Origin of the sequence: Aeromonas sp. FDAARGOS 1411, assembly GCF_019047125.1 — a bacterium.
Classification (GTDB): Bacteria; Pseudomonadota; Gammaproteobacteria; order Enterobacterales; family Aeromonadaceae; genus Aeromonas; species Aeromonas veronii.
The window spans coordinates 2,760,274-2,783,030 of record NZ_CP077214.1; the positions used below are offsets into that span (position 1 = coordinate 2,760,274).

Consider the following 22,757-nt stretch of genomic DNA (forward strand, 5'->3'; position numbering starts at 1 on the left):
TCAGCCAAAGGTATAAGTTGTTACTTAATTATTAAAAGTATGTATTCAAAGGAGTGAGTGATGAGCGAGAGCAAGGTCTACCCGGTCAAACCCCACATCAGCAGCAATGCACTGCTAGACAAGGGCGACTACGCCGCCATGTATCAGGCCTCCGTCGAGGATCCCGATACCTTCTGGGGAGAGCAGGGAAAAATTCTCGACTGGATGAAACCCTATACCAAGGTCAAGAACACCTCCTACGATCCGGGCCATGTCTCCATCAAATGGTTTGAAGATGGCCAGCTCAACGTCTCGGCCAACTGTCTCGATCGCCATCTCGCCGAACGAGGTGACAAGGTCGCCATCATCTGGGAAGGGGACAACCCCGCCGAAGATCGCAAACTCACCTACCGCGAATTGCACAGCGAAGTATGCAAGTTTGCCAACGTATTGAAAGCACAAGGGGTTCACCGCGGCGACGTGGTCTGCCTCTATATGCCCATGGTGCCCGAAGCCGCCATCGCCATGCTGGCCTGTACCCGCATCGGCGCGGTACACAGCATCGTCTTCGGCGGCTTCTCGCCGGAAGCGCTGGCCGGTCGCATCATCGACTCGGGCTCGCGCATCGTGATCACCGCCGACGAGGGGCTGCGTGGTGGCCGTCCGGTGCCGCTCAAGAAGAATGTGGATGAAGCGCTCACCAACCCGGAAACCCAGGTCAACAAGGTGATCGTGCTCAAGCGCACCGGTGGCAATGTCGCCTGGCACAACCACCGCGACATCTGGTGGCACGAAGCGACCGCCACCGTCAGCAGCGACTGCCCGCCCGAGGCGATGAACGCCGAAGATCCGCTCTTTATCCTCTATACCTCCGGCTCCACCGGCAAACCCAAGGGGGTGCTGCACACCACCGGCGGCTATCTGGTCTATGCCACCCTCACCTTCAAATATGTGTTCGACTACCACGAAGAGGATATCTACTGGTGTACCGCCGATGTGGGCTGGGTTACCGGTCACTCTTATCTGGTCTACGGGCCGCTCGCCAACGGTGCCACCACCATCATGTTCGAAGGGGTGCCCAACTACCCGGCCACCAACCGCATGAGTCAGGTGGTGGACAAGCACCAGGTCACCATCCTCTATACCGCCCCAACCGCCATCCGCGCCCTGATGGCCAAAGGAAGCGAAGCGGTCACCGGCACGTCACGCCAGAGCCTGCGCATCATGGGTTCGGTGGGTGAACCCATCAACCCGGAAGCCTGGGAGTGGTACTACCGCACCATTGGCGATGAGCGCTGCCCCATTGTCGATACCTGGTGGCAAACCGAGACCGGCGGCATCCTGATTACGCCGCTGCCCGGCGTCACCGACCTGAAACCGGGCTCGGCGACTCGTCCCTTCTTCGGGGTGCAACCGGCGCTGGTCGACAACATGGGCGAGCCGCTGGAGGGGGCCACCGAGGGCAATCTGGTGATCACCGACTCCTGGCCAGGCCAGATGCGCACCGTATTCGGCGATCATGAACGCTTTGAGCAGACCTACTTCTCCACCTTCCCGGGCCGCTACTTCACCGGCGACGGTGCCCGTCGCGACGAGGACGGCTACTACTGGATCACCGGTCGGGTGGATGATGTACTCAACGTCTCTGGCCACCGCATGGGTACCGCCGAAATTGAATCGGCGCTGGTGGCCCATCCCAAGATCGCTGAAGCCGCGGTGGTGGGGGTTCCTCACGAGATCAAGGGTCAGGGTATCTATGCCTATGTCACCCTGATCGCCGGGGAAGAGCCGAGCCGCGAGCTGCACAAAGAGGTAAAGGAGTGGGTGCGCAAGGAGATTGGCGCCATCGCCACGCCAGATGTCATTCACTGGGCAGAGGGGCTGCCGAAGACCCGTTCCGGCAAGATCATGCGTCGCATCTTGCGCAAGATCGCCACCGGCGAGACCGACAGCCTGGGGGATATCTCCACCCTGGCGGATCCGGGGGTAGTAGACAAACTCATCCGCGAGAAGTCGGAAGCAGCCTGATCCCGCTTCGTTTGTTGCTCAACAAAGCCGGCCCTGTGCCGGCTTTGTCGTTTCTTATCCGCCAGCAAACAGCAAGCCGGTAGCTACGGAGCCTTGCCGACCAAAATGTGCAATAAATAGCCAGATGTAGAGATTAGACCAGTAAAATGCTGCTAATTTTCACGAAATCAATATAATTGCGAAATCTGTGTGCCAGGGCACACCGATTTGCGCAGAAAATGGCTAGATTTCTGGTAGTCCACAAGATAGCTGATAGATAGCAGCATTATCATCGAGGATGTACTCAATATGTCGCAAAATCACCGCATTCTCCTGCTCAACGGACCAAACCTGAATCTGCTGGGCAAACGGGAACCGGGTATCTACGGCAGCAAGACGCTTGATGAGATCGTCGCCGATCTGAAGCTTAACGCCAGCGAACTCGGTGTCACTCTGGAACATCTGCAATCCAATGCCGAACATGAGTTGGTCGGCCGCATCCATCAGGCCATGGGCCAGGTGGATTTTATCATCATCAATCCGGCCGCCTTCACCCACACCAGCGTCGCCATTCGCGATGCGCTGCTGGGTGTCGCCATCCCCTTTATCGAGGTTCACCTGTCAAACGTCCATGCCAGGGAGCCGTTCCGTCATCACTCCTATCTGTCTGATGTCGCCAAAGGGGTCATTTGTGGTCTGGGGGCCGATGGCTACCAATTCGCTTTAACCGCGGCCGTGCACCATCTGCGCGCGGCTTGATAATCACTGATCAGATAAAGAAGAAAGAGAATGCTAATGGATATCCGCAAAATCAAGAAGCTGATTGAACTGGTTGAAGAGTCCGGCATCGCCGAACTGGAGATCTCCGAAGGTGAAGAGTCCGTTCGCATCAGCCGCAACTTCTCCGGTCAGGTGACCACCGCCATGCCGCAGATGATGATGCAGCAAGCCGCTCCGGTTGCCGCACCTGCCGCTGCCGCCCCGGTTGCCGCCGCACCGGCCGCAGATGCCGCCCCGAGCGGTCACCTGATGCGCTCCCCGATGGTTGGCTCCTTCTACCGCTCCTCCAGCCCGGATGCCAAGCCGTTCGCGGAAGTGGGTCAGCAAGTCAATGTCGGCGACACCCTGTGCATCGTCGAAGCCATGAAAATGATGAACCAAATCGAGTCTGACAAGGCCGGTGTGATCAAAGCGATCCTGGTTGAAAATGGTCAGGCCGTCGAATTTGACGAGCCGCTGTTCATCATCGAATAAGGGAAATCGCCACCCATGTTGGACAAAGTAGTCATCGCCAACCGCGGTGAAATTGCCCTGCGGATCCTGCGCGCCTGTAAAGAGCTCGGGATCAAGACAGTGGCCGTTCACTCCACCGCCGACCGGGAGCTCAAACATGTGCTGCTGGCCGACGAATCCATCTGTATCGGCAGACCGGCCAGTACTGAATCCTACCTCAACGTCCCGGCCATCATCGCCGCCGCCGAGGTAACCGGTGCCGTGGCCATCCACCCGGGTTACGGCTTCCTCTCCGAGAACGCCGATTTCGCCGAAGTGGTCGAAAAATCCGGCTTCATCTTCATCGGCCCGCGCGCCGAGACCATTCGCCTGATGGGTGACAAGGTCTCCGCCATCGAAGCGATGAAGAAAGCGGGCGTACCGTGTGTACCGGGCTCTGACGGCCCCGTCGACAACGACGCCAAGCACAACGCCGCCATTGCCAAGCGCATCGGCTATCCGGTGATCATCAAGGCCGCCGGTGGCGGTGGTGGTCGCGGTATGCGTGTGGTGCGCAATGAAGCGGAACTGGCGGGCGCCATCGCCCTGACCAAATCCGAAGCAGGCCAGTTCTTCAAGAACGACATGGTCTACATGGAGAAGTACCTGGAAAACCCGCGCCACATCGAAATTCAGGTGTTGGCAGACGGCCAGGGCAACGCCCTCTATCTGGGCGAGCGTGACTGCTCCATGCAGCGTCGCCACCAGAAAGTGGTGGAAGAGGCGCCGGCACCTGGCATCACCGCCGAAATGCGCAAGTTCATCGGCGAGCGCTGTGTGCGCGCCTGTATCGAGATCGGCTACCGCGGTGCGGGTACTTTCGAGTTCCTGTACGAGAACGGCGAGTTCTATTTCATCGAAATGAACACCCGTATCCAGGTTGAGCATCCGGTCACCGAGATGGTCACAGGTATCGATCTGATCAAGGAGCAGCTGCGCATCGCCGCCGGTCAGCCCCTGTCGATCACCCAGCAGGATATCCGCATCCGTGGTCATGCCATCGAGTGCCGGATCAACGCCGAAGATCCGGCCACCTTCATGCCCTCTCCGGGTCTGGTTCAGCGCTTCCACGCGCCGGGTGGTCTGGGCGTGCGTTGGGACTCCCACATTTATGCCGGTTACAAGGTACCGCCCCACTACGATTCAATGATCGGCAAGCTGATCTGCTACGGCGAGAATCGTGACATTGCCATCGCCCGCATGCGCCATGCGCTGGACGAGCTGGTGGTGGAAGGGATCAAGACCAACGTACCGCTGCAAAAAGAGATCATGAAAGACGAAAACTTCCAGCACGGTGGCACCAATATCCACTATCTGCACAAGAAGTTGGGTCTGTAAGATCTCGCAGGCAGAACAATCACTTCCGGCCGGATAGCAGCCCGCTGCTTATCCGCAATCCAACCGGGAGGCGGCTTCGCAAGGAGCCTCTGCTGAAAAAGGGCCATGGCGACATGGCCCTTTTTTGTTATCCTTGCGCCCCTCAAATTTGTCGGAGGCCAAGGTGAACCGTTTTGCTCTCGCCCGCCGGGAAGCAGCTTTCTGCCTGCTGCTGACCCTGTTCTACTTCTTTGCCTGGTATGGCACCGCCTATTTTATCCCGCTCCAGCTGGAGTTGTGGGGGCTGCCGCTGTGGTTCTTGCTCAGTTGCATGGTGATGCCGCTGCTGTTCATTCTGCTCTGCGCCCTGATGGTGAACCGGCTGTTTGTGGAGATCCCCCTCGATACCCACTCCCCTTCCGGCAAGGAGTCATCCCATGAATCTTGAGCTGATGCTGCCGCTCGTCATCTATCTGGTGCTGGTGCTGGGGGTAGGTTTCTGGGCCAGCCGCCATCGCGCGCAAGGCAACTTCGTGCAGGAGTACTTCATCGGCAACCGCAGCATGGGCGGGCTGGTGCTGGCGATGACGCTAGTGGCCACCTACACCTCGGCCTCCTCCTTTATCGGTGGGCCGGGCGCGGCCTACAAGATCGGTCTGGGCTGGGTGTTGCTGGCGATGATCCAGCTACCCACCGTCTGGCTCACTCTGGGGGTGCTTGGCAAGAAGTTCGCCATCATCGCCCGCCGGGTCAATGCGGTGACCATCAACGACATGCTGTGGGCCCGCTACCAGAGCAAGGCGGTGGTGATCCTCGGCTCCATTACTATCATCCTCGCCTTTATCGCGACCATGGTGGTGCAGTTTATCGGCGGCGCTCGCCTGCTAGAGACCGCTACCGGCCTCTCCTACCAGCAGGGCTTGATGCTGTTTGCCAGCTGCGTACTGCTCTACACCATCATCGGCGGCTTTCGCGCCGTGGTGATGACCGATGCCCTGCAGGGGATCATCATGCTGATCGGCACCGGCGCCTTGCTGGCGGGAATTCTGATTGCCGGTGACGGCCTGCCGAACCTTATCCACCAGCTCAGGGAGATCGATCCCAAGCTGGTGAGCCCGCAAGGGGCCGGCGACATGCTGACCCAGCCCTTTATGCTGAGCTTCTGGATCCTGGTCTGTGTCGGGGTGGTGGGGCTACCCCACTCGGCGCTACGCTGCTTTGGCTATCGCGACAGCAAGGCGCTCCATCGCGGCATTCTGATCGGCACAGTGGTCAGCGCCCTGCTGATGTTCGGCATGCATCTGGCGGGTGCCCTTGGCCGCGCCATCCTGCCGGGTATGGACAGCCCGGACAAGATCATGCCCTCCCTGATGATGGAAGTGCTGCCCCCCTGGCTGGCCGGGGTCTTTCTGGCGGCGCCGATGGCGGCCATCATGTCCACCATCGACTCCCAGCTGATCCAGGCTTCCGCCACTCTGGTGAAAGATCTCTACCTCAACTATCTCAATCCAAAGCAGGAGAAGCTGGAGGTGCACATCCCCCGCCTCTCCCTGCTCTGCACCCTGATCCTCGGCACCCTGGTGCTGCTGGCGGCGTTGCAACCGCCCGATATGATCATCTGGCTCAACCTGCTTGCCTTTGGCGGTCTGCAGGCGGTGTTCCTCTGGCCACTGGTGCTCGGCCTCTACTGGTCACGGGCCAACGGCTCGGGCGCGCTGGCCAGCATGGTCAGCGGCATCGTCAGCTATGGGGTACTGAGTCAGTGGGGGATCAAGCTGGCTGGTCTGCACGCCATCGTGCCAAGCCTCACGCTGGCGCTGGTGGTCTTTATCACGGTCAGCCTGCTGACGGCACCGCCCTCGCGGGAAGTGCGCGAGCTTTTCGGGCAGAAATAATAAAAATATAAATTAGGGGTTCCAAAACTATCCCCAAATAGGTGTTTTCCGGTTAAACTGTGCGCCAAGTCACAGAACGTAGCCGCTGTATGCCCGTTAAAGCCACTCGACAAGTCGTTACTCAAGCCCTGCAGCGGCTCGGTTATGCCCTGCTGCTGCCCGTCTCCATCCTGCCGATGGCGGCGTTGATCTACCGGCTTGGGCAACCCGACGTGCTCGATTTGGCGGTGCTCTCCCTCACCGGTCAGGCGATCTTCAGCCAGATGCCGCTTATCTATGCGGTGGCGATCGCCTTTGGCCTGAGTCGGCAAGAGCTGGGCGGGCAGACGCTGGCGGGGGCAGTCAACTTCCTGCTGCTCAGCACCGCCTTCAATACGCTGGCCCCCAACCTGCACGCCGACATGATCTGCGGCCTGCTGGCGGGACTCACCACCGCCATTATCTATCCCTGGGTTCACCAGCAAACGCTGCCCCGCTGGCTGCAGATCGCCAGGGGGGAGTTTCCCAGCCTGCTGGTGTCGGCCTTGGCCTGCCTGCTGATCGCCATCCCCCTCTCGCTGCTGTGGCCGCCGCTGGAGCGCGGGCTGACCCTGCTCACCTCCGAGCTGCTTACCACGCCGTTTGGCGCCTTCTGCTACGGCACCCTCAACCGCTTGCTAATCCCGCTCGGGCTCCATCAGGTATTGGGCAGCGTCATCGGCCTTGGCGAGAGCAACCTGCAGGCGCTGGCCACCGCCCAGCCCCTTCATGAAGGGTATGTGGCCGGTCTCTACCCCATCATCATGTTCGGCCTGCCGGGCGCCTGTTTTGCCATCTGGCTGCACCGCCAACGGATGCAGCGGCTGCCACAGGGCGGGCTGCTGCTCACCCTGGCGCTCACCTCGGCACTGGTGGGGATCACAGAGCCTATCGAATTTCTGTTCGCCTTTACCGCCCCCTGGCTGTTTCTCGCCCACGCCCTGCTGACCGGGCTGTCGCTCGCTGTCTGTAGCGGGCTGGGGATCAAGGTGGGCAGTTACTTCTCCGCCGGTCTGCTGGATCTGGTGCTGAGCTATCAGGCTGGGGAGCACAGCTTCTGGCTCATTCCGGTCGGTATCCTGTTTTTCGTCGCCTACACCCTGCTGTTCTATCAACTGCTGGAGCGCGCCCCCCTCAGCATGCCGAGCAAGCCCATCGCAGTGGAGCATCCGCGCCTTGCCAGCGTTGCCCCCTCAGACCCGCAGATGCTGGCGATCCAGTATCTCAAGGTACTGGGCGGGATGGACAATCTGGTGGCGATGAGTGTCTGTATCACCCGCCTTAGCCTGCGGGTGCGCGATATTTCGCTGGTGGATGAATCCCGCCTGCTGGGCCTGGGCTGCCTCTCCTGGATCCAGCTCAACGACCACCAGCTGGTGCTGGTGCTGGGCCCCAGTGCCAGCCTGATTGAAGGGCAGATCCGCATGCTGGCGGAGCGCCAGTCGGTCCCGCTCGGTCTCAAACCCAATCAGGAGTCGGCCAGCCAGAGCAGCTGGTAACTCAGGCGAACGGCAACCGCTCGGCCACGAAATCCATCAGGGTGCGCAGGGCGGGAGCCAGATGCTCCCGACTCGGATAGATAAGGTAAAACGGGTTGGCCGGAATGGGCTGATCCGGCAACACCTTCTGCAGCCGCCCCGCCGCCAAATCCCCTTCACAGACATGGTGGGGCAACAGGGCAATCCCCCCGTCATGAAGCGCCATCTCCCGCAGCGCCAGCAAGCTGTTGCTGACACAGGCCCCCTGCGGCCGCCAGCCCCCCTCCTGCAATGGCCACACCGGCATGGCCGAGTGCACCAGACAGGCATAACGGCCCAGCTCGCTCAACTGCTGCGGCATGCCGTGGGCCGCCAGATAGGCGGGCGCTGCCACCAGATGACGCGCCACCTGACCGATACGCCGACAGATAAGGCTGGAGTCTTTCAGCGGCGCCGCCCGCAACGCCAAATCATAACCTTCCCCCACCAGATCGAGCTGTTCGTCGCTCAGGGTCAGCTCCAGCACCACCTCGGGATAGAGGGCGCGAAACTCGGCGAGGATCCGGCCAAGCAATAGAGTACCGGTCGCCTCGGGGGCAGTGATCCGCACCCGCCCCGCCGGGGCAGATCGCAGCCGTGCCATCGCCAGATTGGCGCTGCGGGCCAGTGCCAGCAGCCCCTGACAGTGCTCCACATAGAGCTCCCCCTGCGGGGTCAGGCTCAACCTGCGGGTGGTACGCTGCAACAGCCGCACCCCGAGCTGGGATTCGAGCCGCGAGATCTTCTGGCTCACCGATGACTTGGGCATACCAAGCAGCTCGGCGGCCCGGGTAAAGCTTCCCTGCTCCACCACGGTGGCAAACAGTCCCATCAACTCCAGATCGACATTGTTCATATATTCAAACAGTCTTTACCGATTACCCGCCTTAATCTTGATAATCAACCAGACTAGAGTGAGTGGCAATCCCGAACACAGCGATTTGAAAGGAAAAACCATGAAAGCCATTGCCCTGACTCACTATCTGCCAAGCGACCACCCCGACTGCTTTATCGCAGCCAACCTGCCCGATCCGGTTCCGGGTCCGCGGGATCTGCTGGTGCGGGTCACCGCCACCTCCGTCAATCCGGTGGATACCAAGGTGCGCTCGCCCAAGGCAAAAATTGAAAGCTCACCCCGGGTACTGGGTTGGGATGCGGTGGGGGAAGTGATCGCCATCGGCAGCGAAGTCACCCTGTTCAAGGCGGGCGACCGGGTCTGGTATGCCGGCGATATCAGCCGTCCGGGCAGCAACAGCGCCCTGCAACTGGTGGATGAGCGCATCGCCGCCATCGCCCCCACCACCTTGAGCGATGTGGAGGCCGCCGCCCTGCCGCTCACCGCCATCACAGCCTGGGAGACCCTGTTCGAGCGCTTCGCTCTTACCCGCGAAAGCCGTGGCAAACTGCTGATCATCGGCGGCGCCGGTGGCGTGGGCTCCATCGCCATCCAGCTGGCCCGCCAGCTCACCGACATGGAGGTGATTGCTACCGCCTCCCGCCCCGAGAGCCGCGAGTGGTGCCTCGAGATGGGGGCCCATCAGGTTGTGAACCACCACAAGTTGCAGGAGGAGCTGACCGCCCTTGGCATCACTCAGGTCGATGCCATCTTCTGCACCAACGCCACCGCCGAGCACTGGGCCACCATGGCAGGGCTGATCCGCCCGTTTGGCCATATCTGTACCATCGCCGAATCGAGCGAGCCGTGGGATCTCTCCCTGCTCAAGAGCAAGAGCGTCACCTTCAGCCAGGAGTTCATGTTCACCCGCTCCCTGTTCCAGACGCCGGACATGATCGAGCAGCACCACCTGCTCTGCCGAGTGGCGGCACTGGTCGATGAAGGGGTACTGCAGACCACCCTGACCAGAACCATCCCCTCACTGACCCCGGTCACGCTGGCTCAGGCCCATGCCGAGGTTGAAGCGGGCCGCATGGTAGGCAAGCTGGTGATCGACATGAGCGGCTTTGCCAACTAAGCCCTCAAACGCACCATGATGGGATAAGTTCACCAAGGAGATGCCCCAAACGGGCACAACCAGCAGCGCTAATGCCAGCCAGCGGCAGGCCAACATCCGACAATCAGCCAAAAAAAAGGCCATTTCGCGAGAAATGGCCTGAATACCTGAACATTGGGGTAACAATCACACACATATCCTTATGCAGGACATATTAGTCTTTGCATCTGGCGTGCCAACAGCAGCATGAATGCGCCAAAACGGCGTCAGCCCGTCCTTGAGCAAGGAGCCGACCTTGCTCTTTTTTTGTCTGGCAGACTTTTTACCAAGGCAAACAAGCGCAGAAAAAAATGCCACCCGAGGGTGGCAGTGAAAGATGACGGAACTTGAGCAAAGCGTTCAGCGAAAACCGGTCGTCTTCGCCTGCATAGAGCAATACAGGAACCGTGCCAATCTGGCAAAAGCCCCCGTATCTCTCCACGTCATGGGCAAACCACGACAGCACTGCCCCATGATGGTAGAATCTCGCGGTTTCACATTTATGAAGAGTCGACGCCATGCCCTGGATACAAATTCGAATCAACGCCACTGCCAAGACCGCAGACAAGGTGAGCAACATGCTGCTGGGGCGTGGAGCCCAGGCGGTGACCTTTATGGATGCCAAGGATGTGCCCGTCTACGAACCCATGCCCGGTGAAACCCCGCTCTGGGGCGAGACCGAAGTGATGGGTCTGTTCGATGCCGAAACCGATCCGGCCCCCACCATCGCCTTCTTCCAGCTGATCTTCGGCGAAAATGTCGGCTACAAGGTCGAGCAGCTGGAAGACAAGGACTGGGTGCGCGAGTGGATGGATCACTTCCACCCCATGCAGTTTGGCGAGCGCCTCTGGATCTGCCCGAGCTGGCGCGATGTGCCGAACCCCGATGCAGTCAACGTCATGCTGGATCCGGGTCTGGCCTTCGGTACCGGTACCCACCCCACCACAGCTCTCTGCCTGCAATGGCTGGACGGGCTGGATCTGACCGGTAAAACCGTGGTCGACTTTGGTTGCGGCTCCGGCATTCTCGGCATCGCCGCCCTGAAACTGGGTGCCGCCCGCGTCATCGGCATCGACATCGACCCGCAGGCCATTCAGGCCAGCCGCGACAACGCCGCGCGCAACGGCGTCGCCGACCAGATTGAGCTCTACCTGCCGGCCGACCAGCCACAAGATGTCGAAGCGGATGTGGTGGTCGCCAATATCCTGGCCGGCCCGCTGCGCGAACTGGCTCCGCTGATCGCCGGCCACGGCAAAGCGGGCAGCCTGATGGCCCTCTCCGGCGTGCTGGAGAGCCAGGCTCCAGAGCTGGAAACCATCTACGGTCAGTGGTTCGAGATGGACCCGACCGCCGTCAAAGAGGAGTGGTGCCGCCTCTCCGGCCGCAAGCACGGCTAAATGCTGTCAACAATGACATCAACTTAATGCCATCAGGGCTCCCATTCGGGGGCCCTGATTGTTTTGGCCTGTCAGGCTCTTCCCGGTCCGTGGACATGGGCTTGATCCCCCTCCCTTCTGATTGTGTTCGTTTGAAAACAACAGACACCTTTTATTCCGGTAAGATAGCGGTCCGAGCCAACGCAACCGAGAAGGATTTCTTATGCGGATTGCCATTCTGGATGACTATCAGGATCAGGTGCGCCACCTCCCCTGCTTTGCCCTGCTGGCGGGTCATGACGTCACCATCCTCAACCAGAGCGAACCCGATACAACGCGCCTTGCCGCCCTGCTGGAAGGAATGGAAGCACTGGTGCTCATCCGCGAGCGTACCCGCATCGACGAACAGCTGCTGATGCGGCTTCCCACCCTTAAACTCATCAGCCAGACCGGCAAAGTCAGCCAGCATATCGACCCGGCACTGTGCCAGCAGTACGGCGTTGCCGTGGCAGAAGGGATCGGCAGCCCTATTGCTCCCGCCGATCTCTGCTGGGCGCTCATCATGGCAGCCTCCCGCCATATACCTGCTTACAGCCAGGCGTTAAGCCAAGGCCAATGGCAGCAATCTGGTGACCTAGGTTTGGGACGCACGCTGCATGGGCTGACGCTCGGCATCTGGGGTTACGGCAAGATAGGCAAGCGGATCGCCCGCTATGGCAAGGCATTTGGCATGTCGGCACTGATATGGGGCAGTGAGGCTTCGCGCAGGCAGGCCGAGCTGGATGGCTATGCCTGCGCCTCCAGCAAGGAGGCTCTCTTCAGTCAAGCTGATATCCTCACGCTGCATCTGCGCCTGAGCGAGACAACCCGCGGCGCTGTTACCCGCGCAGATCTGGCCCGCATGAAAGTTGACTCTCTGCTGGTCAATACCAGCCGTGCCGAACTTATCGAGCCGGGCGCCCTCTATGCAGAGCTAAGTAACCATCCTGGGAAACGGGCCGCGCTCGATGTATTTGACATCGAGCCGGCAACGCTACAAAACGAGCCCCTGCTGCGCCTACCCAACGTCTTGGCGACGCCTCATCTCGGCTATGTGGAGCAAAACAGCTACGAACTCTACTTTCGCGTGGCGTTCGAGAATGTGCTGGCCTTTGCCGAAGGCAAACCTGCCAACCTGGTTCTGCCCATATCGGGTGGATGATCACGTTACTTCTGCCGTATTGGCGCCAATATCCAAATCCCTGGCAGATAAAGGAAAGCAACCTTCATGAGCGAATACCAGAAGATGATTAGCAGCCAACCGTACAACTGCATGGCACCCGAGTTGGCCCAGTTGCGCCGGGAGGCGGCACGGCGCTATCGCCGTTTCAATCAGGCGGAAGAGGAAGCAGAGCAGCGGGCACTACTGGCGGAGCTGATTGGCGAATTGGCTGAGAATGCCTTTATCTGCCCGCCCCTCTACTGCACCTATGGCCGCCACATCCACCTGGACAAGGACTCCTACATCAATATGGGGGCGACCCTGCTGGACAATGCCCCCATTCGCATCGGCGCCCATGTGATGATTGGGCCAAACGTGCAGATCTATACCGCAGCCCATGCGCTGGAGGCCGACGAACGGATTCAGGGAACAGAGACGGCGCTGCCGGTCACCATTGAAGACAAGGTCTGGATTGGGGGCGGCGCCATCTTGCTGCCCGGCGTCACCATAGGGCGGGAGGCGATCGTCGGCGCGGGCGCCGTAGTCACCAAAGATGTACCGGCCGGTATTCGGGTAGTCGGCAACCCGGCCCGGATCCTGCCAGCCAAAAACAGAGCATAAGGCAGCCAACCGGGTTGTATGCCGATACCGCCATCAGTTCACAACAGCCCCGACACCCCATAAAAAAATAAAGCCCAATGTCACGAAGACGTTGGGCTGTTAAAAGGTGCTACGGAATTGCGACTCTCATCGCAGAAAAATTAGAAGGAGTGTCCTTCTAAACTGGCAGGGAGATATTAGCGAATGCGCAAACGTTTTACATAGTGAAATACAACAGGATTGCGAGGTACATCGCACTATTTAAATAATTACCTGCTATGGCGCGCGAAGCCTCTTTGAGCCATTTATTTTCCCCAATTTCTCTGGTTACTATTCACGGTTAAACAGAAAAGCCCCGATTTCTCGAGGCTTTGCTTCTCTCAACTGCAACGTGGCCGAGGAGTCAGAAACGGCGGACAAACTCATCGAGCGGCAGCTCGCGCAGTTTGCGTGCTTCCAGCATGGGAGTACCGAGGTAGAGGAAACCCACCAGCTGATCCTCTGCCGCCAGTCCCAATCCCTTGTTGATCTGCTCATCGAAGATAAACCAGCCGGAGCGCCAGATACCGTTGAAGCCCTGCGCCTGCGCCGCCATCTGCATCGCCATCAGGGCACACCCGGCAGAGAGCTCCTGCTCCAGTTTCGGCACCTTGGGGTGATCCTGATAACGGGTTGCCACGGCGACGATCAAGGGCGCCCGCAGCGGCGCTTCGCTGCACTTCTTGATGCTCTCTTCATCTTCGCCACGGGCACGGGCCGCCTCGGCCAGCAGTTTGCCCAGCCGCTCGCGCCCCTCTCCTTCAAACAGAATGAACTGCCAGGGAGTCAGGGTGCCGTGATCCGGCGCGCGAAGACCCGCCTTGAGGATATTATCGAGCACCTCACCGCTCGGGGCGGGATCGGCGAGACGGCCACAAGAGTGGCGATTGAGCAACAGGGTGAGGGCATCCATGGGCAATTCCTTCTCTGGGGCAATGATGGCGCTACCTTAGCACAGCACCGAATGAAGAAAACCCCTGAGGCTCAGGGGTTTATCGCACTATAAAGGGCACGAGGGCACTGTTGGCTAGATGATCGCAGCCAGCTCGGCCCCTTGCCGGATGGCGCGCTTGGCATCCAGCTCGGCAGCCACGTCGGCTCCGCCGATGATATGCACCGGCTTGCCTGCAGCCTGCAACCCGGCCTGCAGTTCTTTAAGGGGCTCCTGCCCGGCGCAGACGATAACCTGATCCACCGGCAGACACTGCTTGGACTCGCCCACCTGAATGTGCAAGCCCTCGTCATCGATCCCCAGATATTGCACCCCGGAGAGCATCTGCACCTTGCGGTTCTTGAGCACGGTACGATGGATCCAGCCGGTGGTCTTGCCAAGTCCGTCACCCACCTTGCTCTCCTTGCGCTGGAGCAGCCAGATCTGGCGCTCGGGGGCGTCAATTTCAGGAACCGTGAGGCCACCGCGCTCGCCAAGCTGTTTGTCGATGCCCCACTCCTTGAGCCAGTGATCACGGTGCCCATCGGCATCCGTCTCCACCTTCTTCTCGACCAGATACTCAGCTACATCGAAGCCGATGCCGCCGGCACCGATCACCGCCACCTTCTGGCCGACCGGTTTGTGATCCCGCAATACATCGAGATAACTCATCACCTTGGGATGCTCGATCCCCGGAATATTGGGGGTGCGCGGACGGATACCGGTGGCGAGGATCACCTCGTCAAAACCGCCGCCGAGCAGGCTCTCGGCACTCTGGCGCTGACCAAGGTAAAGATCGACTCCACACTTCTCCAGCCGTTTGGCGAAATAGCGCAGAGTCTCGTGAAACTCCTCCTTGCCCGGGATCTGCTTGGCGAAGTTGAACTGGCCGCCAATTTCGCTGGCCTGATCGAACAGTCTCACCTGATGGCCGCGCTCGGCGGCGTAGCAAGCAAATGCCAGCCCGGCCGGGCCCGCCCCCACCACCGCCAGCTTTTTGGGCTGGGGCACGCGGCCAAAGGTCAGCTCGGTCTCGAAACAGGCGCGAGGATTGACCAGACAGGAGGCGCGCTTCTGCTTGAACACATGGTCAAGGCAAGCCTGGTTGCAGGCGATGCAGGTGTTGATCTCGTCCGCCCGATTCTCGGCCGCCTTGATGACAAATTCGGGATCCGCCAGGAAGGGGCGCGCCATGGAGACCATATCCGCCTCACCCCCCGCCAGAATCCGCTCGGCCACCTCAGGGGTGTTAATCCGGTTGGTGGTGATAAGCGGCACCTTGAGATGCTTTTTCAGCTCGGCGGTCACCCAGCTGAAGGCGCCGCGCGGCACGCTGGTGGCGATGGTGGGAATACGCGCTTCGTGCCAACCGATGCCGGTGTTGATCAGGGTCACCCCCACCGCTTCCAGCGCTTTGCCGAGCGCAATCACCTCTTCCAGGGTCGAGCCCTGCTCCACCAGATCCAGCATGGAGAGGCGGAAGATAATGATGAAGTCGGTGCCGACCCGCTCGCGGATGGCGCGGACAATCTCCACCGGGAAGCGCATCCGGTTTTCGCTGCTGCCGCCCCAGCCATCGGTGCGTTTGTTGGTGCGCTCGCAAATGAACTGGTTGATGAGATAACCTTCCGAGCCCATCACCTCGACGCCGTCATAACCGGCCGCCTTGGCAAGCGCAGCTGTAGCCGCGAAGTCGCGGATGGTGCCGCGGATCTGCCGCTCGCTCATGGCGCGCGGTTTGAACGGGGAGATGGGGGCCTTGAGGGCGCTCGGGGCCAGACTGAAGGGATGATAGGCGTAACGACCGGCATGGAGGATCTGCAGCGCTATCTTGCCCCCCTCCTGATGTACGGCGCTGGTCACCTTCTTGTGCTTGCTCACCTGCCAGGGAAAGCTCAGCTGCGAGCCGTGAGGCACCAGCCGACCGCGCAGGTTGGGGGCGATACCGCCGGTGACGATAAGGCCAACACCACCGCGGGCGCGCTCGGCATAAAAGGCAGCCAGCTTGTCAAAACCGCCCTTCTCCTCTTCGAGGCCGGTATGCATGGAGCCCATCAACACACGGTTGCGCAGCTGGGTAAAGCCAAGGTCGAGCGGGGTCAGCAGGGTCGGATAGCGGCTCACGATGCCTCCAGTTAATTTTTTGTTATCAAACTGAGGCTAGAGTAAAGAATCGAAAATTCTTTTTCAAACAAATGTTTGGACAATTTTTCAGCGAACAGCCGTGCCCTGAACGAAGATAGGCGGGATCCGCCAGTCGGAAATGGTAATTTCGCCCGCAACTGGTTAATAATGGCTCTTCTCTACCCATTAACAGGGCGATAACGCGACTATGTCTATTTTCAAAGGTCTGGGTTGGTTGTTCCGCAGCCTGTGGCGCCTGCTCAATTTCACCCGGCTGATGCTGGTCAATCTGCTGTTTCTCATCGTAGTGCTGGTCATCGTCTTCAGCGTCAGCCAGAAAGAGGCACCCAAGGCGCCCATCGAAGGGGCGCTGACCCTCAATCTCAACGGCGTGCTGGTTGAGCAACGCTCCCAGACAGATCCCACCGTACAACTGTTGCGTCAGATGGACAGCAGCGATGAGCAGCCGAGCGAGATCGTCCTCTCCGACCTGCTATGGGCCATCAAGAGTGCCAAGGATGACGAGCGCATCAAGGCGTTGGTGATCAAGCCACAAGGGCTGCAGGGAGCAAACTTCACCAAACTGCAGGAGGTGGCGAGCGCCATCGACCAGTTCAAGGAGAGCGGCAAACCGGTGATCGCCATGGCCGACTTCTACACTCAGGGGCAATACCTGCTGGCGGCCCACGCCGATCACGTGCTGCTCAACCAGAGCGGCGCCGTGGTGATCGAGGGGCTTGGTGTCTACCAGACCTACTTCAAGTCGGCGCTGGAGAAGCTCAACATCACCCCGCATGTATTCAAGGTCGGCACCTACAAATCCTTCGTCGAGCCCTATACCCGCGACGAGATGTCCCCCGAGAGCAAAGAGGCGAACCAGCGCTGGCTGGATCAGCTGTGGCAATCCTATGTGGCTGACGTAGCCGAGCAGCGGGAGATCGAACCCGATGCGGTCGCGCCGGGCAAGGATCGCTTCCTCGAGCTGCTGCGCAAGGCCGGTGGCAATGCCGCCAACTACGCCCTCGACAACGGGCTGGTGGATCAGCTGGCTACCCGCGACGAGATGACCCAGGCGGTCATTAAAGAGGTGGGTGAAGCGGACGACCACGGCTGGAAAGGGGTCGGCCTGAAAGAGTATCTGGCTGCCATTCCGGAACAATATCCCCAGAGCGGCAAGGATGAGGTGGGTCTGGTGGTCGCAAGCGGCGCCATCATGGATGGCGTCCAGCCTGCCGGCACCATCGGCGGCGACAGCCTCTCCGACCTGCTGGCCGATGCCCGTCGCGATGACAAGGTTAAAGCCGTGGTCCTGCGGGTCGACAGCCCCGGCGGCAGCGCCTTCGCCGCCGAGCAGATCCGCGCCGAGCTGCTGGCACTGAAACAGGCTGGCAAGCCGGTAGTGGTCTCCATGGGCAGCTATGCCGCATCCGGTGGCTACTGGATCTCCGCCGATGCGGACAAGATCTTCGCCTCCCCGACCACCCTCACCGGTTCCATCGGGGTGTTCGGCATGTTTGCCACCATCGACAAGGCGTTGGCCCAGTTCGGGGTGCATACCGACGGGGTCGGCACCACAGATTACGTTGGCGTCGGCCCGACCCGCGCCCTGCCGGATCACGTCGGTCAGGCAATCCAGCTGAGCGTGGAAGATACCTACCAGCGCTTCATCGGTCTGGTCAGCAAGGGCCGTGGTCTGAGCCCGGAAGAGGCCGAGAAAGCGGCCGAAGGGCGAGTCTGGACCGGCGAAGATGCCAAGGCCCTGGGGCTGGTGGACGAGTTCGGCAATCTGGATGACGCCATCAAGGCCGCCGCCGACCTCGCCAACCTCAAGGAGTGGCAGGTCACCCCCATCGAGCAGGAGGAGTCCACCAAGGACAAGTTCCTGCGCCAGCTGTTTGACAGCAGTGCCCAAGTGCTGGCCCCCCAGTTGCAAAGCTGGCTGCCGGCTGGATTTGGCAAGGCATTGGTGGAAGTGAACCGCAGTCTCGACCCTCTCACCCGCTTCAACGATCCGCAAGGCACCTACGCCTTCTGCCCGGTCTGCGTGCAGTAAGCAAGCAGTGACTCCCCCCATAAAAAACGGCGACCAGATGGTCGCCGTTTTCTTTATTCAGTCAGTGCGCGCGGCACCGCCAACTTGCTCAATCAGGGATTGAGGCGGGTCGGCATACCGGTACGCTGTTCCAGCACCTGCTTGACCACGTTGGAGTCAGACTCGGCGTGAGCGATGAAGCGGGTGATAGCCGGTGTCATCGGGAGCGGCACGGAGGCGGTGGAGTTGAACTCCTCCTCGGTGCGCGACAGCGGCTCGTGTACTTCCATGTAGCGACCGCCATCCGGCTCGACCGTGGTCTTGACCGGCTGGTTGACGAACTGGACGCGGGTGCCGACCGGCACGTTGTCGAACAGATACTTGATGTCGTCAGCGCGCAGACGGACGCAACCGCTGCTCACCCGCAGACCGATACCGAAGGTGGCGTTGGTGCCGTGGATGGCATAGAGGTTACCGATGTAGAGGGCGTGCAGACCCATGGGGTTATCCGGACCGGCTGGCCATACTGCCGGCAGAGTCTTGCCCTGGGCGGCATAGCGGCGACGGATGTTCTCGGTCGGGGTCCAGGTCGGGTTGGCGCGCTTGCGCTCTACCTTGGTGATCCAGTTCTCCGGGGTGTTTACCCCCAGTTGACCGATGCCGATGGGCAGTACTTCCACCACGTTCTTCCCTTTCGGATAGTAGTAGAGACGCATCTCGGCAACGTTGATGACGATCCCTTCGCGGGGCGCGTTGGGCAGGATCAGCTGGTGGGGGATGATCAGTGTGCTACCCGCTTTCGGCAGATAGGGATCAACGCCCGGGTTGGCTTCCATGATGTTGGTCAGACCCAGCTGGAAGTCAGCAGCGATCTGCTCCAGCGGACGGTTGTCCGCAGGCACCACGTATTCCTGATTTTCACCGATCAGGCGGCTGTTGGCCGCAGGCAGACGGTACTCGACGGCGGCAGCCTGCTGGCTGACCAGCGCAAAAGTGCATAAAAGGGCCGAAGCGGCAGTGCGAAGGGGATTCATAAAATTCCTGTGTGGTTTCCTGTACCAAATGGGCCGGGGGCCGTCTCATCCTCGGTCTGCCGGTGGCGGGTCAACCTGCCCCACGACGCCAATAACCGAGCGCGCATTCTTTCCTGAGTCGGCCAAAATTTCAACTTCCATATGTTGCTTTTCTTGTTAAAAGTAGCCGTTTTCGGTGTGACGCTTATCAACAGGGCAAAAGCCACACAGGCAAGTCGCAGCAAAGTGAAAGATGAATGGCACTGCCCGCCAGTCAGCGAGCCACCCAAGCCCCCGTCAAACACAGCGCAGCGCCACCTTGTGTCACGGTTGCAGCCCTAGCTAAAACGTTTGTCACATCGGGAGAGATAGACCAATGTCGAGGGAGGCTCTTTATTGGCATGAAGAGGGATAAAACCGTGCGTCGGCTACCCGCCGGTGCTGGCAGCCACCATAAAAAAACCGCTCCGAAGAGCGGTTAATGGAGCCACCAGGCAACCATAAAAGGGACTACAGGTAGTTGTCATTGGAATTACTGGACGGCAGCCTCTCCGGTGCCACTCTGCTCTTTGAGGAAGCTGATCCACGGAGATGCCCGACCACTGACGTTGCCATTCTGAGCCGCCTGGGTGAAGGCGTTGAGGGCCTCCTTCGGCTTTTGTTGCTCAAAATAGGCGACCCCGGTCAGGAACTTGAGATCCGCACGCTGTTCACCATTGGCATTGGCGGCCGGTTTGGCGGCCAGCGCCACCAGATCCTGATAGCGCTTGCTCTGGATCATCATGCGCGCCATTTTCAGCTGCAATTCGGCGCTCGGGGCCAGCTGGTAGGATTTGGCCAGGGTGTCGATGGCCGGATCCAGCTCCTTGGCCTGATGCCAGTAGTTGGCCAGGGTCTTATAGTTGCTGGCGCTCTGCTCAATCACCCCATCCTTCATCCCCTTCTCCATCACCCGTGCGGCGCGATGGGGAATGCCGGTGTAGGCGAGGTAGTTGGCGAGGCGCTGCAGCTCGGCGGCCTCGGTCAACATGCCGAGGTTGTAGGCCGACTCCAGCGCCGCCAGCGCCTTGGCATCGTTGCCTGCCTGCATATGCATGGCCGACAGCTGGGTCCAGTACTTCTTCTTCTCCGGGAACATGTTAACCAGAGAGGTCAGTACCTCGGTCGCCGGTTTGTACTGTTTCAGCTCGTAGTGAGCGCCCATCTTCAGCAGATACCAGGACTCCGGCGCTTTACCTGCCGACAGCTTGATCGCCTGATCCACCGCCGGGATCGCGTCACGGTACTGCTTGAGCTGCACGTGGGCGTTGGCCAGCGTGATATAGGCATGGGAGTTGGGCTTGTCATCCTTGCCCTGGTTGGCAAACCACTCCTTCATGGTCTTGATCGACCCCTGGTAATTGCCCTCAGCCATATAGAGCTGGGCCAGGTTGTAGCGCACCTGCTGGGCCACCGGTGGCGGCAAGCCGCCTGTCGCGATGGCATCGGCAAAGTACTTGGTCGCCTGACCGTATTTCTCCTGCTGGGCGGCCACGAAACCGAGGGTCTGCAATATGACCCCCTTGTCGTAGACCCGCTCACCCGCGCCGGAGAGGGCATCTTGCAGCTTGGCATTGGCCTCGCCGTATTTCTTCTCAGTGATCAGCTCCTGCGCCTTGTTGACCGCCCGATAGGCCCGATCCGACAGGGTCGGCTGCTCGGCGGCCCAACTGGCGGTGCTAAGCAGCACCGCCATGGCGACCGGGGCGAGGATCATCTTGTGTAACTTGTTCATCGCCACCTTCCTTAGTTGACCGCAAACTCGATTTCTTGCTGCATCCGGCTCGCCTGCGGCTTGCCATCTACCATGGCCGGTTTGAACGTCCACTTGGCGATGGTTTTGCGCGCCTCTTTGCCGAGGTCATAACTGCGCGGCTCTTCCTTGACAATCCGCACGTTGCTGACGGTGCCGCGCTCGGTGACGGTGAACTCCACCAGCACCTTGCCGGAGGCCAGCCCCGCCAGTGCCGCCTTTCGGGGCATCATGGGCTCGAAGGTTGCCAGCGGAATGGCACCGTTGTTGCCACCGACTCCGCCACCACCGCCGCCGGTGCTGTAAGCCCCCAGCGCGTTGCCACCACCGATGTTGACCGGGATGTCGAGCTTGGGCATGTCCATGGGAGAGCTCTCCATCTTCGGCCGATCCGTGCTGGCCACTTCCATCTCGGGAGGCGGTGGCGGACGCTTGGGCGGCGGCGGTTTGGGCAGCTCCCGCTGTTTCTCTTGCAGGGTCTCCTGGGGCTTGAGGCGGATGAAATCGGTCATGGTGACGTCATCCTTCTCCACCAGCTCCCGGTGATCCGGTGTGATCAGCTTGTTCATTCCCAGAAACAGAAAGAACACCACCACACAGGAGACCGCCAACGATATCAGGTATCTCATAGGTCTCTCTCCGGCATCAGCTGCTCTTGTCTGCCGCGATGGAGATGTTCTGGACACCGGCCATGCGGATCTGATCCATGACCTGCACCACCAGACCGGAACGGGATTCGTTATCGGCCTGGATCACCACGGCGCTCTCCGGGTTTTCGGCCCGCAACCGCTCGATGTTGGCGCGTACCGCCCCCACCTCGACCACCCGCTTGTCGACCCAGACCTGACCGTTTTCGCGCACCGCGACCATGATATTGCCCTTCTTCACCGTCTCGGCCGTGCTGGCACTGGGACGGTTGATCTCGACACCGGACTCCTTGACGAAGGAGGTGGTGACGATGAAGAAGATCAGCATGATGAACACTATGTCCAGCATGGGGGTCAAATCGATAGCCGCCTCGTCAGCACCGCTGTCGCTGTAACGTTTTCTCATAGCAGAAACTCCTTGCTTGTTCTGTGCCCCCGGCAGGCCATGCCTCGCCGGGGGTATGCATCCTGCATCAACCGTGTTTCAGGTTGTCTTCCAGCTTTTGCACCGCCAGTTTGGCCTTGTGATCGAGCTGGTTGACAAAAAACAGGCCGGAAAGGGCGGCGATCATGCCCGCCATGGTCGGTACCGTTGCCTTGGAGATCCCCGATGCCATCGCCCGCGGCGAACCGGTGCCGGTGATGGCCAAAGTGTCAAACACCTGCACCATCCCCACCACGGTCCCAAGCAGCCCCATCAACGGGCAGAGAGCGATCAGCACCTTGATGACCGGCATCCCCTTGTCCACCGCCATGGCAACTCGTGAGACCAGCTCGCGCCGGATCTGCTTGGCAGACCAGGAGAGATGATCGGTGCGGGCCAGCCAGGTGGCCTTGGTCTGTTTCACCTGCTTGGGGTAGACCGCCATGAAGTAGAACCAGCGCTCCAGCAACAGGGCCCACATCATCAGGGTCAGGAAGAACAGGGCGACCAGTACATCGCCCCCCAATCCCAAAAACCGGCGGACCGACTCGACTTCTTCAATCAACCAGAACCACATGGGTG

General features: G+C 60.2%; 20 protein-coding genes. 12 read left to right on the forward strand and 8 right to left on the reverse strand.

Going from position 1 to position 22,757, the window contains the following annotated elements; translation table 11 throughout:
• The first annotated feature begins 60 nt into the window (after positions 1–60).
• The 7 genes from acs to I6L41_RS12270 all read left to right on the forward strand — a co-directional run bounded on the left by acs (position 61) and on the right by I6L41_RS12270 (position 7,987).
• Complete coding sequence (acs, locus tag I6L41_RS12240; RefSeq protein ID WP_201955122.1) at positions 61–2,007, forward strand: acetate--CoA ligase; 1,947 nt, start codon at positions 61–63, stop codon at positions 2,005–2,007.
• A 288-nt stretch (positions 2,008–2,295) separates the two neighbouring features.
• Positions 2,296–2,745 (forward strand): type II 3-dehydroquinate dehydratase, encoded by a 450-nt coding sequence (aroQ, locus tag I6L41_RS12245; protein WP_005338907.1) that lies wholly within the window; start codon positions 2,296–2,298, stop codon positions 2,743–2,745.
• Positions 2,746–2,781: 36 nt separating this feature from the next.
• Positions 2,782–3,240 carry an acetyl-CoA carboxylase biotin carboxyl carrier protein gene (accB, locus tag I6L41_RS12250; RefSeq protein ID WP_005338908.1) on the forward strand — a complete coding sequence of 153 codons (459 nt, stop codon included), beginning with the start codon at positions 2,782–2,784 and terminating at the stop codon, positions 3,238–3,240.
• A 15-nt stretch (positions 3,241–3,255) separates the two neighbouring features.
• Positions 3,256–4,596 carry an acetyl-CoA carboxylase biotin carboxylase subunit gene (accC, locus tag I6L41_RS12255; protein WP_005338910.1) on the forward strand — a complete coding sequence of 447 codons (1,341 nt, stop codon included), beginning with the start codon at positions 3,256–3,258 and terminating at the stop codon, positions 4,594–4,596.
• Between the two features lie 163 nt (positions 4,597–4,759).
• Positions 4,760–5,023 carry a YhdT family protein gene (locus I6L41_RS12260; protein WP_005349483.1) on the forward strand — a complete coding sequence of 88 codons (264 nt, stop codon included), beginning with the start codon at positions 4,760–4,762 and terminating at the stop codon, positions 5,021–5,023.
• Positions 5,013–6,470 (forward strand): sodium/pantothenate symporter, encoded by a 1,458-nt coding sequence (gene panF, locus I6L41_RS12265; RefSeq protein WP_216959128.1) that lies wholly within the window; start codon positions 5,013–5,015, stop codon positions 6,468–6,470. Before I6L41_RS12260 ends, panF begins: the two co-directional genes overlap by 11 nt.
• Positions 6,471–6,559: 89 nt before the next feature.
• On the forward strand, positions 6,560–7,987 hold the full coding sequence (locus I6L41_RS12270) for a PTS transporter subunit EIIC (protein WP_042080616.1): 1,428 nt from the start codon (positions 6,560–6,562) through the stop codon (positions 7,985–7,987).
• Between the two features lies 1 nt (position 7,988).
• Here the strand turns inward: I6L41_RS12270 and I6L41_RS12275 are convergent, their stop codons facing one another.
• Positions 7,989–8,861 carry a LysR family transcriptional regulator gene (locus I6L41_RS12275; RefSeq protein ID WP_005358412.1) on the reverse strand — a complete coding sequence of 291 codons (873 nt, stop codon included), beginning with the start codon at positions 8,859–8,861 and terminating at the stop codon, positions 7,989–7,991.
• A 100-nt stretch (positions 8,862–8,961) separates the two neighbouring features.
• On the opposite strand from I6L41_RS12275, the gene I6L41_RS12280 reads away from it, so the two are divergent.
• From I6L41_RS12280 to I6L41_RS12295, 4 genes are all read left to right on the forward strand, one after another.
• Complete coding sequence (locus tag I6L41_RS12280) at positions 8,962–9,978, forward strand: zinc-binding alcohol dehydrogenase family protein (protein WP_216959131.1); 1,017 nt, start codon at positions 8,962–8,964, stop codon at positions 9,976–9,978.
• 536 nt (positions 9,979–10,514) lie between these two features.
• Positions 10,515–11,393: a 50S ribosomal protein L11 methyltransferase gene (gene prmA / locus I6L41_RS12285; RefSeq protein ID WP_216959135.1), complete on the forward strand. Its 879-nt coding sequence runs from the start codon at positions 10,515–10,517 to the stop codon at positions 11,391–11,393.
• A 202-nt stretch (positions 11,394–11,595) separates the two neighbouring features.
• Positions 11,596–12,573, forward strand: a complete 978-nt coding sequence (locus I6L41_RS12290; RefSeq protein WP_216959138.1) for a D-2-hydroxyacid dehydrogenase family protein — start codon at positions 11,596–11,598, stop codon at positions 12,571–12,573.
• Between the two features lie 66 nt (positions 12,574–12,639).
• Positions 12,640–13,194, forward strand: a complete 555-nt coding sequence (locus tag I6L41_RS12295; protein ID WP_216959141.1) for a sugar O-acetyltransferase — start codon at positions 12,640–12,642, stop codon at positions 13,192–13,194.
• 382 nt (positions 13,195–13,576) lie between these two features.
• Here I6L41_RS12295 and I6L41_RS12300 read toward each other — a convergent pair whose 3' ends face one another.
• Both I6L41_RS12300 and I6L41_RS12305 read right to left on the reverse strand, forming a co-directional pair.
• Complete coding sequence (locus I6L41_RS12300; protein WP_042080611.1) at positions 13,577–14,125, reverse strand: NAD(P)H nitroreductase; 549 nt, start codon at positions 14,123–14,125, stop codon at positions 13,577–13,579.
• A 114-nt stretch (positions 14,126–14,239) separates the two neighbouring features.
• Complete coding sequence (locus tag I6L41_RS12305) at positions 14,240–16,267, reverse strand: FAD-dependent oxidoreductase (protein ID WP_216959144.1); 2,028 nt, start codon at positions 16,265–16,267, stop codon at positions 14,240–14,242.
• 208 nt (positions 16,268–16,475) lie between these two features.
• Here I6L41_RS12305 and sppA point away from each other — a divergent pair, with 208 nt between their 5' ends.
• Complete coding sequence (sppA, locus tag I6L41_RS12310; protein ID WP_216959147.1) at positions 16,476–18,320, forward strand: signal peptide peptidase SppA; 1,845 nt, start codon at positions 16,476–16,478, stop codon at positions 18,318–18,320.
• Between the two features lie 92 nt (positions 18,321–18,412).
• Here the strand turns inward: sppA and I6L41_RS12315 are convergent, their stop codons facing one another.
• The 5 genes from I6L41_RS12315 to I6L41_RS12335 form a co-directional block, all read right to left on the reverse strand.
• Positions 18,413–19,333 (reverse strand): L,D-transpeptidase family protein, encoded by a 921-nt coding sequence (locus I6L41_RS12315; protein WP_005338927.1) that lies wholly within the window; start codon positions 19,331–19,333, stop codon positions 18,413–18,415.
• A gap of 511 nt (positions 19,334–19,844) precedes the next feature.
• Positions 19,845–21,086 carry a lipopolysaccharide assembly protein LapB gene (locus I6L41_RS12320; RefSeq protein WP_216959150.1) on the reverse strand — a complete coding sequence of 414 codons (1,242 nt, stop codon included), beginning with the start codon at positions 21,084–21,086 and terminating at the stop codon, positions 19,845–19,847.
• Positions 21,087–21,097: 11 nt separating this feature from the next.
• Positions 21,098–21,733 (reverse strand): energy transducer TonB, encoded by a 636-nt coding sequence (locus tag I6L41_RS12325; protein WP_158111965.1) that lies wholly within the window; start codon positions 21,731–21,733, stop codon positions 21,098–21,100.
• 16 nt (positions 21,734–21,749) lie between these two features.
• Complete coding sequence (locus I6L41_RS12330) at positions 21,750–22,157, reverse strand: biopolymer transporter ExbD (RefSeq protein ID WP_005338933.1); 408 nt, start codon at positions 22,155–22,157, stop codon at positions 21,750–21,752.
• Positions 22,158–22,224: 67 nt separating this feature from the next.
• On the reverse strand, positions 22,225–22,752 hold the full coding sequence (locus tag I6L41_RS12335; RefSeq protein WP_005338936.1) for a MotA/TolQ/ExbB proton channel family protein: 528 nt from the start codon (positions 22,750–22,752) through the stop codon (positions 22,225–22,227).
• Positions 22,753–22,757 lie beyond the last annotated feature (5 nt).